Here is a 15,528-nt window from a genome sequence, read left to right on the forward strand (position 1 = left end):
CAAGTTCCTGGTGATACTATTGTACTTACTTTTAGTGCCGACTTTACCCTAGCTGCAGAAGCTGCCGCGAACTTTGACTTCGCTGTTGGTAACAGCGGCAACTGTACTACAGCATCTTTTACAGAAGAAACCTTAGCCCTTACTGCCAGCGCTACTGAATGGGGTGTGGATGTAACCGGTGATGTAGTAACTTTTTCGCCTGAGACTGATGATACTCACTCTGGTGGCTTGTGCTACCGAATTCGGATGGGTACTGTAGCTACTAGCGGTGGTACTGGTGCTGCCAACACCGTTCAGAACGGCGGCTTAGATGATGATGATACCATAGTGTTTTCCGGCGGCTTTGGTGATACCGGTACAATTTCTTTAGATATCATCAGCAACGATCAAGTTACGATTACCGCTACGGTTGATCCGACAATAACTTTTACTATCGACGATAATGCTGTAGGGTTTGGAACACTGTCTTCTTCTACAGGAAGATGGGCTACTGCCGATGCCACTGGTACAAACGCCTCAGGTACTACTCCAACTGCAGCTAACGTCTTAACGATTGCGACTAATGCCGCAAGCGGATATGCTTTGACCTATAACGGAGCCACCTTGACTTCTTCTGGCGGAACTATTAACGTAGCATCTGTTACTAATGACAGCGACGGAACCCCTGGCACAGAGCAATTTGGGTTATCTATTTCTACTAGCGGCAACGCTACAATCGCCTCGGGTTACCAAAGAGATTCTACGGCAGACTTCGCATTCGTAGCCTCTACAACTACAACTATCGCTTCCGAGACTACCCCTACAGCCACAGAAACCTTTAGCGTTTCGTATCTTGCGAACATCGCTGGAGATACAGAGGCTGGAGCTTATTCAACCACTCTAACCTACATAGCTACTGGTACTTTCTAAACTGGCCACACTCTTCTGGCAAGGATCCGAAGATCAAATTTACCCATATTTAAGCCCCTTTGATAGGGGCTTTTGTTATCATTGTGATATAATAAATCAATGAAAACCCTATGTAATAGATGGAAAACTTCGATTTTATTGTTGCCAATTGGTCTGGTGGTTATGGGTTTTTTATTTTCTCCAACTTTTGCACAAGCCCTCACAGTTACCCCTCGATTGGAGCTAAATGGCGACCCTGGCCAGACTTTACTCACTTTATTAAAAATCACTAACGAAGAACGCCAGTCGAAGACTTTTTATTTACGTACGGAAAATTTTAATGCCCAGGATGAAACGGGGAATCCTAGTTTTAATACCCGAAGAGAAGGGCTTTCGACCTGGATCAATGCACCGTTGTCGGTAACTCTAGGACCAGGGCAAAGTATTGATTTGCCAATGCAGGTTTCTATCCCGGAGGCCGCAGACCCAGGCGGGCACTATGCAGCGATCTTTTTTTTAACCGAACCGCCTGATATCGCCGAAAATGGGTCTTTAGGGATTAGCGCTAAGCTGGGTACTTTGATTTTGCTGCGCGTCAACGGCGATTTTGTATCTGATGCTAACATACTGGAATTTGCAACCGTTGATAAGAAGAGGTTTTTTACTGGTTTGCCTGTTCAATTTTATTACCGTTTTCAAAATACAGGAGATGATCACGTTAAGCCGCAAGGCGATATTGTAATCACTAATATATTTGGTGGCAAAACCAAAATACTTAGTGCCAACACAGTTGATGGCAGTGTGCTTCCTAAGAGCGTAAGAAAATTTTTCTCTACTTGGACTGAGAGAACTGGAGAGCAGAGGCAAGAGCCGGTCATTGATCCTCCTAAGAGCGAACCCCTGCCGTATTGGGACTCTGTGAATTACCAAGCCAGAAATTTTGTAATGGGTAGATACAAGGCAGAGTTAGGGGTGGCATTCGGTTCTCAGGGGCTTAAAAGCGATAGTGAAAAGTTTGTCTTCTACGTGATCCCATGGCAGCTATTAACGGTTGCAATACCTGCTTTGTTGGTGGTTCTGTTTATTTTACGATTCATTTTGAAGCGATATAACCGGTACATTATAAAAAAGGCTCAAAGACAGCTACAAAACGCACAGAGGCGTTAAGACTTACAATATGAAAGCCAATTTAATTGCAATCCTGATGATTTTGTTCCTGCCCACCTTGGCGCTGGCGCAAAACATGAATAGTACCAACTACCAAGTCGAAGGTGGTACTTTTGACGGGGGTGGAGAAAGTAGCAGCTCAACTAATTACACTTCTCGGGAGTCGATTGGAGACTTATCCAGCGAAGGCAGCAACTCGACAAATTTTAATATATTTGCCGGATTTATCCGTCCAGCTTACCCGGGTGTACCAGGTACGCCTACTTTAGTTAATACCGGAGGCACCATGTATGACAGTTTAGATTTTGTTGTCTCCACCGGAGTTGGCCAGCAATCGGATACAATGTATGCAATTGCTATTTCTACCGATGACTTTGCGACAACGAATTTTATTCAGGCCGACGACACTGTCGGGCCAAATGAAGCATGGCAGACCTATACCAGCTGGGGAGGTGGCAGTGGAGAAACTGTTGTTGGGCTTACTCCAGGTTTAACGTACAAAATTAAAGTTAAAGCCAGCTATGGTTCTGGGAGCGATGCCGGCGATACCGAAACTGGTTATTCTCAAACTGCCAGCGCAACTACAGCAGGGCCTAACCTTAGTATTACTTTTTTGGCTGTAGGTGCACCAGATACCGTCGATAGCATTAGCGTCGATACAGATTCCACTACTAATGCCATTGCCTATGGTTCTTTATCGGTAAATGTTCCAAAGATTGCCGCACACGGAATCACTGTAACCACTAATGCAACCGCCGGGTATGCGACGACTCTATTGCAGGATGGCCATTTACGCACTGGCTCAGGGTTGGATATCTCAGCAGTTTCTGGCACTAATGCATCTCCAGCGGCCTGGCCGGGAAGCGTAACAACTGGTGCATTTGGCTATCATGCCAGCGACGACACATTATGTACAGGAACTTCCGGCCGTTTTGTTACTACCAACACGTATGCTGCCCTTACAACGTCTCCAGAGGAGGTGGCATGCAGTGCCGGCCCGGTCACCAGTGAAACTAATTATGTAATTTTTAAATTAGAAATTGGCAATATTCAGCCATCCGGCAATTATCAGAATATTGTCACATATATTACAACTGCCCAATTTTAATCATGAAGAGATATTTACTAGCCTTTATAATATTTTCCCTTACGATGGTTTTGTCATTGCCTAGTATTTTTTTAAATTCAGTTTGGGCGCAATCTGGATCATTGCTCGAAGTTCAGGGATTGCGAATAGATCCTTTTTTAATAGAAGTCGATATGCAGCCTGGCCAATCGCATACCCAGACCATCAATTTATCCAACACTACAGACAGTAACTTAACTTTCGACGTCAGTATTAATGACTTTGTGCCAAAAGAGAATACGGGGCAGCCAATATTTCTAGATAGTGACGAAGAAAGCGATCCCAGGTTTTCGCTTAGCAGCTGGGTATCAGTAACCCAGCAGCCCGAGTTTACAATTCCGGCAAAGGGTACCACTAAAGTGGTCTTTACAATCACGGTTCCAGAGGATGCAGAACCAGGCACTCATTATGGAGGAATCTTATTTGGGCAGTTGGCAGGGGATTTGAATGTTTCGGGATCTGCTGTGGAGCACAAAGCAGGGAGTATAATTCTGGTGAGGTTGGGGAAGTCCCAGGAGCAGATTGCACTGTCTAAATTTTATACAAATAAAAATCTCTATTTAACCGGTCCGGTAGAGTTCGTGGCTAATTTGAGCAACGTCGGCAATGTTCATTCCAAAGCTAAAGGCGACATAGTGATACGCAATATGTGGGGAAAGCATATTGTAGATGTTCCCGTGAATAAAAACGCTCATGTAATCTTACCCCAAAGCACTAGGGAGTATATCCAGGAGTGGCCAGTTCGGTTTGGCTTTGGGCGTTATACCGCAGAGATGGTTTTGTATTATGGGAATCCGAAAATCGAACTCAGGGCTACCACGGCTTTTTGGGTTTTCCCAGTGAAGGGTCTAATTTTAGGGGTGCTGAGCTTGGTTATTTTAGGTATAATAGTAAATATAGGTTTACGTAAGTATAATAATTACATTATTAAGCGTTCTAGGAATGAAAACTAAGAATCTAGCTGTGTTTGCGGTATTAGCGGGTTTGATGCTCGGTCTTATCCCTCAGAGTCTAGCCAGAGCGGTTACCATGTCGCCTGTCAGAATAGAATTGGCGGCTGATCCAGGAAAAGAAACAACAGGTATCATCAAAGTTTACAACGACGATACAGTTGCAAGAACCTTTTACTTAACTGCTGCGAAATTTGAAAATAAGGATGAAAGCGGTGAGCCTTTGTTTGTAGAAGGCAAAGATGGAATCGTGTCTTGGATAAGCATGCAGCCTACAGTCGCAGTTCCTTCTAAGGAGTCGCGTGAAATTACATTTACGGTTAATGTTCCTGTTGGCGCCGATCCCGGAGGATACTACGCAGCGATTTTTGCTTCTGTCCTCCCTCCTGATCCTGGTGCAGGCGATGTAGCTTTAAGGAGTGATGTAGGAACTTTAGTTCTGTTCCGGGTTAATGGACTTTTTGAAGAAGGTGAGACAATATTAGAATTTAATACTAAAGACAAGAAGAAAATCTTTAATCACTTGCCGATCGAGTTTTACTATCGATTTCAAAATGATGGAAAAGATCGAGCTCTCCCAGTAGGGGATATTACAATTCGCAACACCTTTGGTGGTCTCACGAAAATCATTGCTGCTAACCAAGGCAAGGGAAACGCATTGCCAGAGAGTGTCCGTAAATACGAGGTCGCTTGGATTACAGCTGGCGGAGAGGATGTAGAGACCAACTACGAAAAGGCTGTTTACCCGGAGTTCAAGAATTTTGGTGAAGCTGTAAAATATCAATGGGACAATTTCGCTTTAGGCAGATACTCGGCCGATCTGCAGGTGACCGTTAATAACGACTCCAGCCGATCATACGCTCAGTCTACATCTTTCTGGGTAATACCATGGCAGTTATTGGTAGTTATACTGGCAGTGATCGTTCTCTTCTTGCTCTCATTATTGCTTCTCCTGTTCGTCATTTACATGTACTGGAAGCGCAGTCGTCGCAGGGATTACCAGCGGTAATTATAATAAAACTTATAACAAAAACACCGTCAAAATACTGGCGGTTTTTTTTGCAATTTGGCAATTTTTGTTGTTAAGTTATGTTAAATTGTGTTGACAAAAGGCAAATTTTTTGCTATACTAGTTATAAGAAAGGTTGAGAAAAATATATCTCTCCTTCACTAAAGTCGAAACAAAAATACAACTCAATACTAGAAACGAACCTGCCATTTGTGCAGGTTCGAATCATATTTGGGCCAATACACTTTTTTTACGCCGACAAGTGCATAAAGAAAGTCGAAAACAAAAATTAAAACCAAAGTCTGTTACTTTTTATAACTAACGGACGACCAATAATATGACATACAATTCCGAAGATAATGGGTTGCTAACGATCAAACAAGCTGCGAGCTTGATTAATGTTCATCCTAACACCCTCCGCAACTGGGAAAAGGAAGGCAAGATCACTGCCGTGCGCATTGGCAGCCGCCGCGATCGTCGCTACCCAAAACAGCTCATTTGGCAAATGTGTCAGCTCTCCGCACCGTCACTAGCATAAGACCGGTGTTTTTGTGTTTTTAGGGAGCTAAATAGCTATCCGGCAACCATACTGCCATCAAAAAGTGTGGGTGCCACACGTTCGAAACAAAATAACAATTCATGTTCAGTAAACAAAAATTCAAATCAATGATTGCGTACCTGCATATCGGAAAGACTCTCTTTGCGGTCGTTTTGGTATGCGCATACGCAATCGCTTTGAGTTTGTTTACTGGAAATCAGAATACAGCAGAAGCTGCAATCCCTAAGATTATCAACTTCCAGGGAAAGCTGACCGCTGTGTCTAATGGCAATAACGTCGCTAATGGCAGTTATACAGTTGAGTTTAAATTGTACGCGGCCAGCAGTGGCGGCTCGCCGTTATGGACGGAAACCTGGGACGGCTCTCCCGCTCAGTGTCCGGAGCTAACTGTTACCAACGGCGTGTTTAACGCCAAGCTGGGAGAGTGTGAGCCATTAACTTCTGTAGACTTTACTACTGGCAGTTTGTATTTAACAATCAACGTAGAAGGGGATGGAGAAATGTCACCTCGCAAACAGCTAGTGTCTTCCGCTTACTCATTTGTTGCAAATGGAGTGAGTGGCGATGGTCGTGTTAATGTGATTCCTGGGCAATCCTCAATAGCCTTAACTGTTGCGCGTAGCGGTACAGATTACGCATTGCAAGTTGATACAAACACCGCCAGTTCTGTGACTGGTTTGAAAGTTACATCTGCAGCAGCTGGCAATGGTTTGGCTCTAGCGACAATATCCTCCGGTACAAACGAAAATATTTCTATTGATGCAAAAGGCAGTGGCACAGTCTCGATAAATAATACTGCGACTGGAGACGTGCTGTTCGCTGGGGGTAGCGGTTCTACCGGCTGTACCGTCACCAACAGCAATGGTAATTTTACATGTAGCGCCATTGTTCAAGGTTCGACCATCAACGGCACATCTGCTATCCAGCTCAATGGCACAGACATTAACACAGCCGGCACATTAACCAACGTAGCTTATGAGAATCAGGCTAATGTGTTCACTCTGCAAAATCAATTTGCTTCCGGTTCTACTGGTGCACCCGGAATTGCTTTTTCCGTAAACAGCGGCACACAAGGTTTTACAACATACCAATCAGGTACTACTGCAAATGATGCCGTTAAGGCTATGGCTAATAATCTTGGTGCTGGTTTTGGTGTACAGAACTTAAATGGCTCTGGTTTTTCAGGTGTTGAGTATATTGATAACAGCGGTAGTGTTGCTGTATTCACTGGCTATAATAACGGCAGCCCTGGAGAATTTAGATTTAACAATATTGCTTCTGGTGGATTTATAGCCTTTAAGATCGCAGGAACAAACAGATTAGTAATAAATAATACTGGCACCATTACTTTGTCTAGTTTAGCTGGCGGCGGCACACAGTGTGTTAATGTAGACAACTCTGGCGTATTAGGCGTAACTACATGTAGTACAGCCTACTCTCTTTGGACATCCGATACCGACGCAGACGGTTATGACCTTCGTGATCTCTCTAACTTAGAGTTCCAAGGAACAACCGGCGCTCCAGCGGGCAGTGTAGTAGCCATTTTCTCAGACAACACAGGGGACTTGAACATCAACTCCTTAACCGGCAAATCTACAAATATCCAAGTTAACGGTACAGATGAATACAACTTCTCATCTACTACTTTGAACATGAATAGTAATACCATCACTAATGCTGGTACGATCAATGGCTTGCAGATCACAGCTAACACCGGTGTCATTACTACCGGTACTTGGCAGGGAACAGCGGTAGCTGACACCTATGTAGCAGACACCCTAACAATTGACTCATCTTCTTCTGTTCACTGGAATGCTCTAAACAACTATCCAGCAGCATGTAGTGCAGGAAGTGCCATCTCTCAGCTTGCTGACACCACTAACACCTGTACTGCTTTTAACACAGACACTTCCATTACTCTGCAAGATGCCTACGATGCAACAAGTGGTAATACTATTACCACCACCACTGCTCGCAACGTAGCTATTACCTTAGCAGATGTAGCTACTCCTACATCCTTTACTATCGAAAACCAGGATACAGCAGCAACTTCTGCTCAGCGTATCTTTAACTCCATTGCAACAGGCACTGCTACCAACGGACTTCTCATCGAACAAACCGGTGCAGGCACCATGACCAATGCTATCCAGATCGCAGAAACAGCTGGAACTATTACCGATGGTATCTTAATTACCGGTACTCTTGGCAATATCTTAAACTCAAGCTCCATCGACATTACTGGTGCAGGAGCTATTACTGGGGCTACTGGCTTTAATGGTCTAGTTATTACTCCGAATACAGGCGTAGTTACCACTGGTACCTGGAACGCTACTGCCATCGGCGCTCAGTATGGCGGTACTGGCATTAACACTTCTGCCTCGACAGGAGTTCCTTCTATCTCTTCTGGTACATGGTCTGTTAATGCTCAGCTAGGTGTAGCTCTTGGCGGAACTGGAGCAGCTACCCTAACAACCAACGGTGTTCTTTACGGCAACGGCACTTCTGCCATTCAAGCTACTGCTCAAGGCGGAGCTAACACCGTCTTAGTTGCCAATGGCGGTGCTCCTTCCTTCTCTGCTGCTATTACTGTTGGGACTAGTGTTACTTCGCCATCACTAGTAGCAACTACTGCCGTGACAACCCCATCTATTATTACTTCTTCTGGTGCTTTAGGTATTACCCCTGCAGCAGGATCTGGCGTGAACATTTCTCTGTCTACAACAGGGGATTTTGCAGTTAATACTGATGATCTGGTCGTTGATACTAGCGCAGGTAAAGTCGGAATTGGAACTGCATCCCCACATACAAGTGCGTTATTGGATGTAGTAGGCAATGTAGGTATTACAGGGATTGTTGATGTATCCGACACTACACGTTACTTTGACAACAATGTACTCTTTAGTGGCGCTTCTGCTTCCAGAACATGGCTGTTTAACTTTTATGATGGCGGTAATATGAGAATGTCTCTCACTAGAGCAACTGGGCATTTAGCAATTAGCCAAGCAGGTCGATATGGATGGGGGACAAGCGCGGCAGACGCGACCGTAGACACTGCGTTAAGTAGAAACGCGGCTGGTGTCGTTGAAATCAATAACGGAACCGCTGGAACATATAGAGATTTGCAAGTTAGGGCTATTAACCCGTCATCAGGAAATGTAGGCATAGGCGATACTTCTCCTGCTTCTCTTTTGACTGTAGGTTCTGGTGACTTGTTCCAAGTCAACTCTTCTGGTGCTATTGCAGCTGCAACCGGCATCACATCTTCTGGTACTATCACATTCTCTGGCCTTGGCGGCGGCGGCACACAGTGTGTTAATGTAGACAACTCTGGTGTGCTTGGGGTAACAACTTGTTCGACTGCATACTCTCTTTGGACATCTGACACAGATGCCGATGGTTACGACCTTCGTGATCTCTCTAACTTAGAGTTCCAAGGAACAACCGGCGCTCCTGCAGGTTCAGTTGTGGCAATCTTCTCTGACAACACCGGTGACCTTAACATTAACTCTCTAACCGGTAAGACCACTAACATTCAAGTCAATGGTGCTGATGAATACAATTTCTCCTCTACCAGCTTGGACATGAACAGCAATACTATTGTTAACGCTGGAACCATCAACGGTCTACAAATCACAGCCAACACCGGTGTCATTACTACCGGCACCTGGCAGGGGACAGCAATCGCTGATACCTATGTAGCCGACACTCTAACAATCGATTCATCTTCTTCTGTTCACTGGAATGCTCTAAACAACTATCCAGCAGCATGTAGTGCAGGAAGTGCAATCTCTCAGCTTGCTGACACCACTAACACCTGTACTGCTTTTAACACAGACACTTCCATTACTCTGCAAGATGCCTACGATGCAACAAGTGGTAATACTATTACTACAACAACAGCTCGCAACGTAGCTATTACCTTAGCTGATGTAGCTACTCCTACATCCTTTACTATCGAAAACCAGGATACAGCAGCAACAAGCGCTCAAAGAATCTTTAACTCCATTGCTACAGGCACTGCCACCAACGGTCTTCTCATCGAGCAAACCGGTGCAGGCACCATGACCAATGCTATCCAGATTGCAGAAACAGCTGGAACTATTACCGATGGTATCTTAATCACCGGTACTCTTGGCAATATCCTTAACTCTTCATCTATTGATATCACCGGAGCAGGAGCTATTACTGGGGCTACTGGCTTTAATGGTCTAGTTATTACCCCTAATACAGGCGTAGTTACCACTGGTACCTGGAATGGCACAGCTATCGGCGCTCAGTATGGCGGTACTGGCATTAACACTTCTGCCTCGACAGGAGTTCCTTCTATCTCTTCTGGTACCTGGTCTGTTAATGCTCAGCTAGGTGTAGCTCTTGGCGGAACTGGGGCAGCTACTCTAACAACCAACGGTGTTCTTTACGGCAACGGCACTTCTGCCATTCAAGCTACTGCTCAAGGCGGTGCTAACACTGTCTTAGTAGCCAATGGCGGTGCTCCTTCCTTCTCTGCTGCCATTACCGTTGGCACAAGTGTGACTTCGCCGACAATCAATGCCACTACTGCATTGCAGTTTAATGGCGCTGATATCAATACCGCCGGAACATTAACAAATGTTGCTTATGAGAACCAGGCTAATGCCTTTACCATGGCTAACAGCTTCACCGTCCAGTCTGCAACTGCGTTAACAGTTGCCCGCAGCGGAGCAGATTACGCATTGCAGGTGGACACTAATACTGCGAGTTCTGTAACCGGCTTGAAGGTCACCTCTGCAGCTGCTGGTAGCGGTATTGCTTTGGCTACAATTTCTTCCGGTACTAATGAATTCATGACTATAGATGGTAAAGGAAGTGGAGAGGTAAGAGTCGGGGGGATTTCTACAGGCAATATTTTGTTAGGAGGCGGTAGTGGTTCTACTGGTTGTACCGTGACGAATTCGACTGGAGCTTTTGCATGTACGGCTGGTGGGTCATTCACCACAGGTACATTTAGCCCAACTGGTGCTAATAATGTATCTATAACAAATAGTACCGCATCGGGAACAGCGGGTGCTTTGAACATGGTAGTAACTTCCAATTCGGACTTTGTCCCTGCTGCAAAGATTTCAATGACTCAAACTGCGACAGGCTCTCTTAATGCTAGCTACGGTTTGCAAAATAATGTTTTCTCCAGTGCGGTTGTAACTGGGGGAGGAGTTGGCCAAACTCTATATGGCAGCAGTACTGCTGTAGACAAAACTGGTGCGGATACGGCGACAGGCACCTATACAGTTTACGGAGATTACATTACAGCTAGTAATACAGGTCGTACCAATGTTGGTACGGTTGATACTTATGGCTCTCGCGTCATTGTTACAGGAGACACTGCTGGCGCATCCACAACATATGGGTTGCATGTAGCAGCAAGCGGTGCGGATAATAATTACGCCATTATCACCAACGGTGGCAATGTAGGTATTGGTGATACCACTCCGGCGTCGTTGCTGACCGTTGGTAGCGGCGATGCTTTTCAGGTAAACTCTTCCGGTGCAATTGCTGCAGCAACTGGAATCACATCTTCTGGTACCATCACATTGTCTGGTCTTGGCGGCGGGGGAACGCAGTGTGTAAGAACTGATAACTCCGGCGTGCTATCTGCAGCAGCTTGTGGTGGTGCATTAACTCCCTGGACTTCGAATGTAGATGCTGATGGTTATGCATTACAAGACGCTTTGAACATTGAATTTAGAACAGCAGCAGGATCTGCTCCAGCAGGAACAGTAGTAGCGTTATTCCAAGACAACTCAGGCGACCTAACAGCCAATGTTCTTACAGGAAAAACCTTTAACATTGCAGTTAACGGTACTGATGAATACAACTTCTCATCAACTGCTCTTGCCATGAATTCAAACAACATTACAGGAGTAGGCACAGCAATTACTGGTGCTGCTGGCTTAACTCTTTCTTCAACATCAGCCAACCTTGCCCTTGCAACGAATACTTCTGGCAACATTACCTTAGCTCCTGCTTCTACTGGTTCTGTACAGATCACTTCTGGTGTAACTACAGGAACAGGAACTTCCTCTGGTTTGTCTTTAGTCGCTAACTCATTGACTACCGGTGTCGGCATGAACCTTTCTTCTAGCTCGCTTTCTTCCGGGTCGCTAGTCAATTTGGCTGTAACAGGTACAGCCGCCGCATCAAGCACTCAGACAGTCTTAAACGTTTCCACTAGCGGGGCTAATTCAAACTCCGGACAGCTTACAGCAGGAGCAAGATTCTCGAACACTCATACTGGAACCACCTCTAATAACTATGGTGCTTTGTTTGACGCAAGCGGTGGAGATTTTAACTTCGGTAGTCAATTTACTACTAGTGGCGCTGGGACCGCTAATTATGGAATTCGAGTATATGCATCTGGCGCAACAGATAACTATGCAGCCGCATTTGTGACAGGTCAGGTATTGGTGGGAGCCAATTCTAATGTTGGATTCACCGACCAATTATTACTAGTCGGTGATCAGCGTATATATAATGGAAACCTTCGCGTCACGACTACGAACACAACCCAAACAACGACATCTTCCGCAATAGCGCTAAATGCCAACTCCGTTACATCAGGAACCGCTGCTTATATTGCATCGTCCGGCCTAACTTCTGGGAAGCTGTTGGATCTTCAATCTAATGGCACTGCCGCTGCTGCTAGTCAGACTGGCTTGAACATTTCTCTGCAGGGCACCAATGCTACTAGCGGCATCACGACTTACGGCGCACAAATTTCTAATGCTCATGCCGGCACAACCTCAACTAATGTGGCGCTGCAGCTTTCTGCTACCAATGGCACTACTGCTAACTACGCGTTAATTACAAACGGTGGCAACGTCGGTATTGGTGATACCACACCAAATTCTCTGTTTACAGTAGGTTCCGGAGATTTGTTCCAGATTAATTCTTCGGGACAGATTGGCTCGCAGCAAGCTCCGGTTTCTGACTACTTGTTTGCGTTGTCAGGCAACACAACCAACGACAACTCAAGGATTATTGACATTGTGCATGCAAATGACGCTGCCGAAGACTCTGATTCCATTAAAATCGTCAATACGGTAAACAGAGGCACGCTTGATGCCGACCAAGGTATTGTCACGGCCTTTAATAGTACCTTAACTCCAACCGCTACAGTGTCCGGAACCATTAACCAAGGGATGCTCGATGTGTATGGTCTTTCTCAAACTGTAAACACTTCCAATGTTACTATCGGCAGTGACTCTTCTGGTGACGTGTGGTTAAATACAAACGGCATATATAGCCAAGTGGTTGCAGCTCCGACCATTAATGATGCCGCAGGAAGACGGGTATTTACTCCATATCTGCAGGCTTGAACGCTACTGTAAGCGGAGCGCCGACCATAACCAGTATCACCAGCCTGTTCGACATGTATAGCTATGGCGCTCTGTTGAACAATACTACTTCGTCAGCAGGTCACGCATCACTGTTTAACACCGCTTATGGAGTTTCTGCTCTGCAACCGGTAATCTTACAACAACAGGTGGTACGTCTCATTACGGCGGCCACTTCACCGCAAGTGGGACCGCAGACACAAACTATGGTATTTATGCCACAGCTTCCCGGAGCTACAAATAACTATGCGGCTGTATTTGCTAATGGCAATGTAGGAATCGGGGAGACTACCCCAGACGCCAAGCTTCACGTAGTGGGTACGGTGACTACTTCGGGCGCAGGCGCCATTGCCGGCATCTTTACCGAACACACTATGAACAACAGCACTGGGTCTGGCTTCCAGTACGGTAACCGTTCCATCAGCACTATTAGTAGTAGTACCGCCGGAACTCATGTTGGTCAATTCATTCGTATGATCGACAACACCTCGTTAGACAGTGGTCAAAACGTCCGAGGTTTAGAAGTACAAGCATTTTCTGGTACTAACGTTAATGGTGCCAATACCGGTATCGCCAGCTTCTGGTTATACCTTTGGTATTCAGGCTACCACTACTTCACAGGCTGCAGCGCAAGCCTCGCCAGCTGCTATTTTTGCCGACCTAGATAACGGCACCGATTCTACTACCAAAACTCGTGGTAATGCCATTCGTGCTTATACTAACGACGCGACAAGTGCGGATATGGTTTATATCTATCAAGAAACGTCTGCGTACACAGGCAATGCTTTGCTTATGGATTTGGGCAATACTGGTGGTTCGTTTGCATCTGGCAACTTTATTAACCTAAAGAATGCTGGTAAGAAAGCACTGTAACCCAGACTGTATTCGCTATCGAATCCGAACTACAGCAAATGGCCAAGGCGCCGACACGGTTAAAGCTCACTTCGAGGCAGATGGCAGCTTGTTCATCTCTCTCACCAGGCACCCAAACGACCAACGGGTTGTGTCATGCTAATACTGGCCAGAACTAATAACGACGAAATTGTAGACTGTAGCGGCGCTCCTTCGGACGTAGCTGAATATTTTGGCAGCGAAGACCCTACTCTAACTGCTGGAGAACTAGTAGTAGTAGGGAAGGCTGCCGAACAGATTCACTTAGACGGTTATCATACTTCTAAAGCATGGGTCGCTCGATCCTCTAAGGCTTACCAATCTACTTTGATGGGTGTAGTTTCTACAGCTCCAGCAGTAGCATATGGTGATGAAATCTTTGCTCCATCCGAAAATCCAAGACCAATTGCTTTGTCTGGTCGCGTCCCGGTTAAAGGTAAACACAGAAAATGGTCCTATTATGCCAGGAGACTTCTTAACAGCTTCTTCTACGCCTGGTGCGGCCATGAAAGCTATAAAAGCTGGGCCGGTGATCGGTCAGGCTTTAGAAAATTATGAAGGGGGCTTTGGCCAAGTTGGAAATGTAACGTTCTTCGTGAAGGCAGCCAACTATAGTGGTGCATCTATTAGCGAAGAATTACTGGCTTGGTGTTTGATTACCGACACAGATCAAGTTCAAAGCGCAGCTCAAACTTCAGTACAAATCTTAGAACACCTGCTTAGCCAGCTAGCCAGCTTAGACGAAAATAATATTTCTCAAATCCGCACCGATATAGTGATTGCGGGCGCCGAAGTGGTAACCCAAGCGTAACTACTCAAACTTTGAGGACAGACTTCTTATCTTCTGCAACAGCAGAGGTAGGCTTGGCAGTCTCATCCGGTGGCCATCTTCAATGGGGGGTTGCTAGTAGACTCAATCGGCTCGGTCGGAGGACTCCTGAGCTTCACAGGTGATGTAGAATTCTTCGGTACCCCATATTTCACTTCCGATACCGCAGGCTTTGCTGTAGTAAAGGCAGGGGTCCAAGTGGTTGAAGTTAAGTTTACTCGCGAATATCTTGCTCAACCGATTGTGAATGCTTCCTTTAGCTTCGAGCAGGATGCAGATCTAAGTGGTTTAGACGAAGCAACTATAGCTGCAATGCAAGCTGCTCAAGTAGCTAGTGCCCAAGCTTTCTTAGCGGAAGGCGTGACTTACGCTGTTACTAATAAGAGTAAATATGGCTTCACTATTGTATTAAACAAACCAGCCACTACCGACGTGAAGTTTAGCTGGACTGCCTTAGCTGTACGCAATGCTACTACCTTTATGAGCTTAGACGCTCCAGTTAGTAGAGGGTGATGGTTCTGGTGATATTGCTGGTGATTTTAGTCCTGGTTCTGGTGATGAGGTAACTGGAGAGGGAACAGGCGATAGTGATGGCGAGACCCCTCCTTCAACTGAAGAATAGGTAGAGTTAGAAATAACCTTGATAAAATAATTAAAATGTGCTATAATAACTATAAGTTAAAACTTGTAGTTAGCACTAAAGCTAACGTGACTGAAACAAAAATACAATTTAATATAA

At 45.5% G+C, this 15,528-nt stretch carries 11 protein-coding genes; all 11 read left to right on the forward strand.

Going from position 1 to position 15,528, the window contains the following annotated elements:
• Positions 1–165: 165 nt before the first annotated feature.
• The 11 genes from IPM19_00005 (at position 166) to IPM19_00055 (ending at position 15,302) form a co-directional block, all read left to right on the forward strand.
• Positions 166–909: a hypothetical protein gene (locus IPM19_00005; GenBank protein ID QQS22945.1), complete on the forward strand. Its 744-nt coding sequence runs from the start codon at positions 166–168 to the stop codon at positions 907–909.
• 99 nt (positions 910–1,008) lie between these two features.
• Entirely contained in the window at positions 1,009–2,055 is a 1,047-nt protein-coding gene (locus IPM19_00010; protein ID QQS22946.1) for a hypothetical protein, read from the forward strand.
• A 10-nt stretch (positions 2,056–2,065) separates the two neighbouring features.
• On the forward strand, positions 2,066–3,163 hold the full coding sequence (locus IPM19_00015; GenBank protein QQS22947.1) for a hypothetical protein: 1,098 nt from the start codon (positions 2,066–2,068) through the stop codon (positions 3,161–3,163).
• Positions 3,164–3,315: 152 nt separating this feature from the next.
• Positions 3,316–4,134, forward strand: a complete 819-nt coding sequence (locus IPM19_00020) for a DUF916 domain-containing protein (GenBank protein ID QQS22948.1) — start codon at positions 3,316–3,318, stop codon at positions 4,132–4,134.
• Positions 4,124–5,140, forward strand: a complete 1,017-nt coding sequence (locus IPM19_00025) for a hypothetical protein (protein ID QQS22949.1) — start codon at positions 4,124–4,126, stop codon at positions 5,138–5,140. Before IPM19_00020 ends, IPM19_00025 begins: the two co-directional genes overlap by 11 nt.
• 337 nt (positions 5,141–5,477) lie before the next feature.
• Positions 5,478–5,678 (forward strand): helix-turn-helix domain-containing protein, encoded by a 201-nt coding sequence (locus tag IPM19_00030; protein QQS22950.1) that lies wholly within the window; start codon positions 5,478–5,480, stop codon positions 5,676–5,678.
• Positions 5,679–5,779: 101 nt separating this feature from the next.
• Positions 5,780–13,051 carry a hypothetical protein gene (locus tag IPM19_00035; protein ID QQS22951.1) on the forward strand — a complete coding sequence of 2,424 codons (7,272 nt, stop codon included), beginning with the start codon at positions 5,780–5,782 and terminating at the stop codon, positions 13,049–13,051.
• Positions 13,048–13,737 (forward strand): hypothetical protein, encoded by a 690-nt coding sequence (locus IPM19_00040; protein ID QQS22952.1) that lies wholly within the window; start codon positions 13,048–13,050, stop codon positions 13,735–13,737. The genes IPM19_00035 and IPM19_00040 overlap by 4 nt, the downstream gene beginning before the upstream one ends.
• Before the next feature lie 340 nt (positions 13,738–14,077).
• Positions 14,078–14,518, forward strand: coding sequence for a hypothetical protein (locus IPM19_00045; GenBank protein ID QQS22953.1), 441 nt, complete (start codon positions 14,078–14,080; stop codon positions 14,516–14,518).
• Positions 14,466–14,771 carry a hypothetical protein gene (locus IPM19_00050; protein QQS22954.1) on the forward strand — a complete coding sequence of 102 codons (306 nt, stop codon included), beginning with the start codon at positions 14,466–14,468 and terminating at the stop codon, positions 14,769–14,771. Before IPM19_00045 ends, IPM19_00050 begins: the two co-directional genes overlap by 53 nt.
• Positions 14,772–14,861: 90 nt before the next feature.
• Complete coding sequence (locus IPM19_00055) at positions 14,862–15,302, forward strand: hypothetical protein (GenBank protein QQS22955.1); 441 nt, start codon at positions 14,862–14,864, stop codon at positions 15,300–15,302.
• Positions 15,303–15,528 lie beyond the last annotated feature (226 nt).

The sequence above is a fragment of the bacterium genome (genome assembly GCA_016699995.1).
Classification (GTDB): Bacteria; Patescibacteriota; Doudnabacteria; order UBA920; family UBA920; genus UBA920.

Coding starts and splice junctions, on each gene's coding strand:
- IPM19_00035 (QQS22951.1), top strand. CDS start 5,780: ATGTTCAGTAAACAAAAATTCAAATCAATGATTGCGTACCTGCATATC.
- IPM19_00045 (QQS22953.1), top strand. CDS start 14,078: ATGCTAATACTGGCCAGAACTAATAACGACGAAATTGTAGACTGTAGC.
- IPM19_00020 (QQS22948.1), top strand. CDS start 3,316: ATGCAGCCTGGCCAATCGCATACCCAGACCATCAATTTATCCAACACT.
- IPM19_00015 (QQS22947.1), top strand. CDS start 2,066: ATGAAAGCCAATTTAATTGCAATCCTGATGATTTTGTTCCTGCCCACC.
- IPM19_00050 (QQS22954.1), top strand. CDS start 14,466: ATGAAAGCTATAAAAGCTGGGCCGGTGATCGGTCAGGCTTTAGAAAAT.
- IPM19_00010 (QQS22946.1), top strand. CDS start 1,009: ATGAAAACCCTATGTAATAGATGGAAAACTTCGATTTTATTGTTGCCA.
- IPM19_00025 (QQS22949.1), top strand. CDS start 4,124: ATGAAAACTAAGAATCTAGCTGTGTTTGCGGTATTAGCGGGTTTGATG.
- IPM19_00030 (QQS22950.1), top strand. CDS start 5,478: ATGACATACAATTCCGAAGATAATGGGTTGCTAACGATCAAACAAGCT.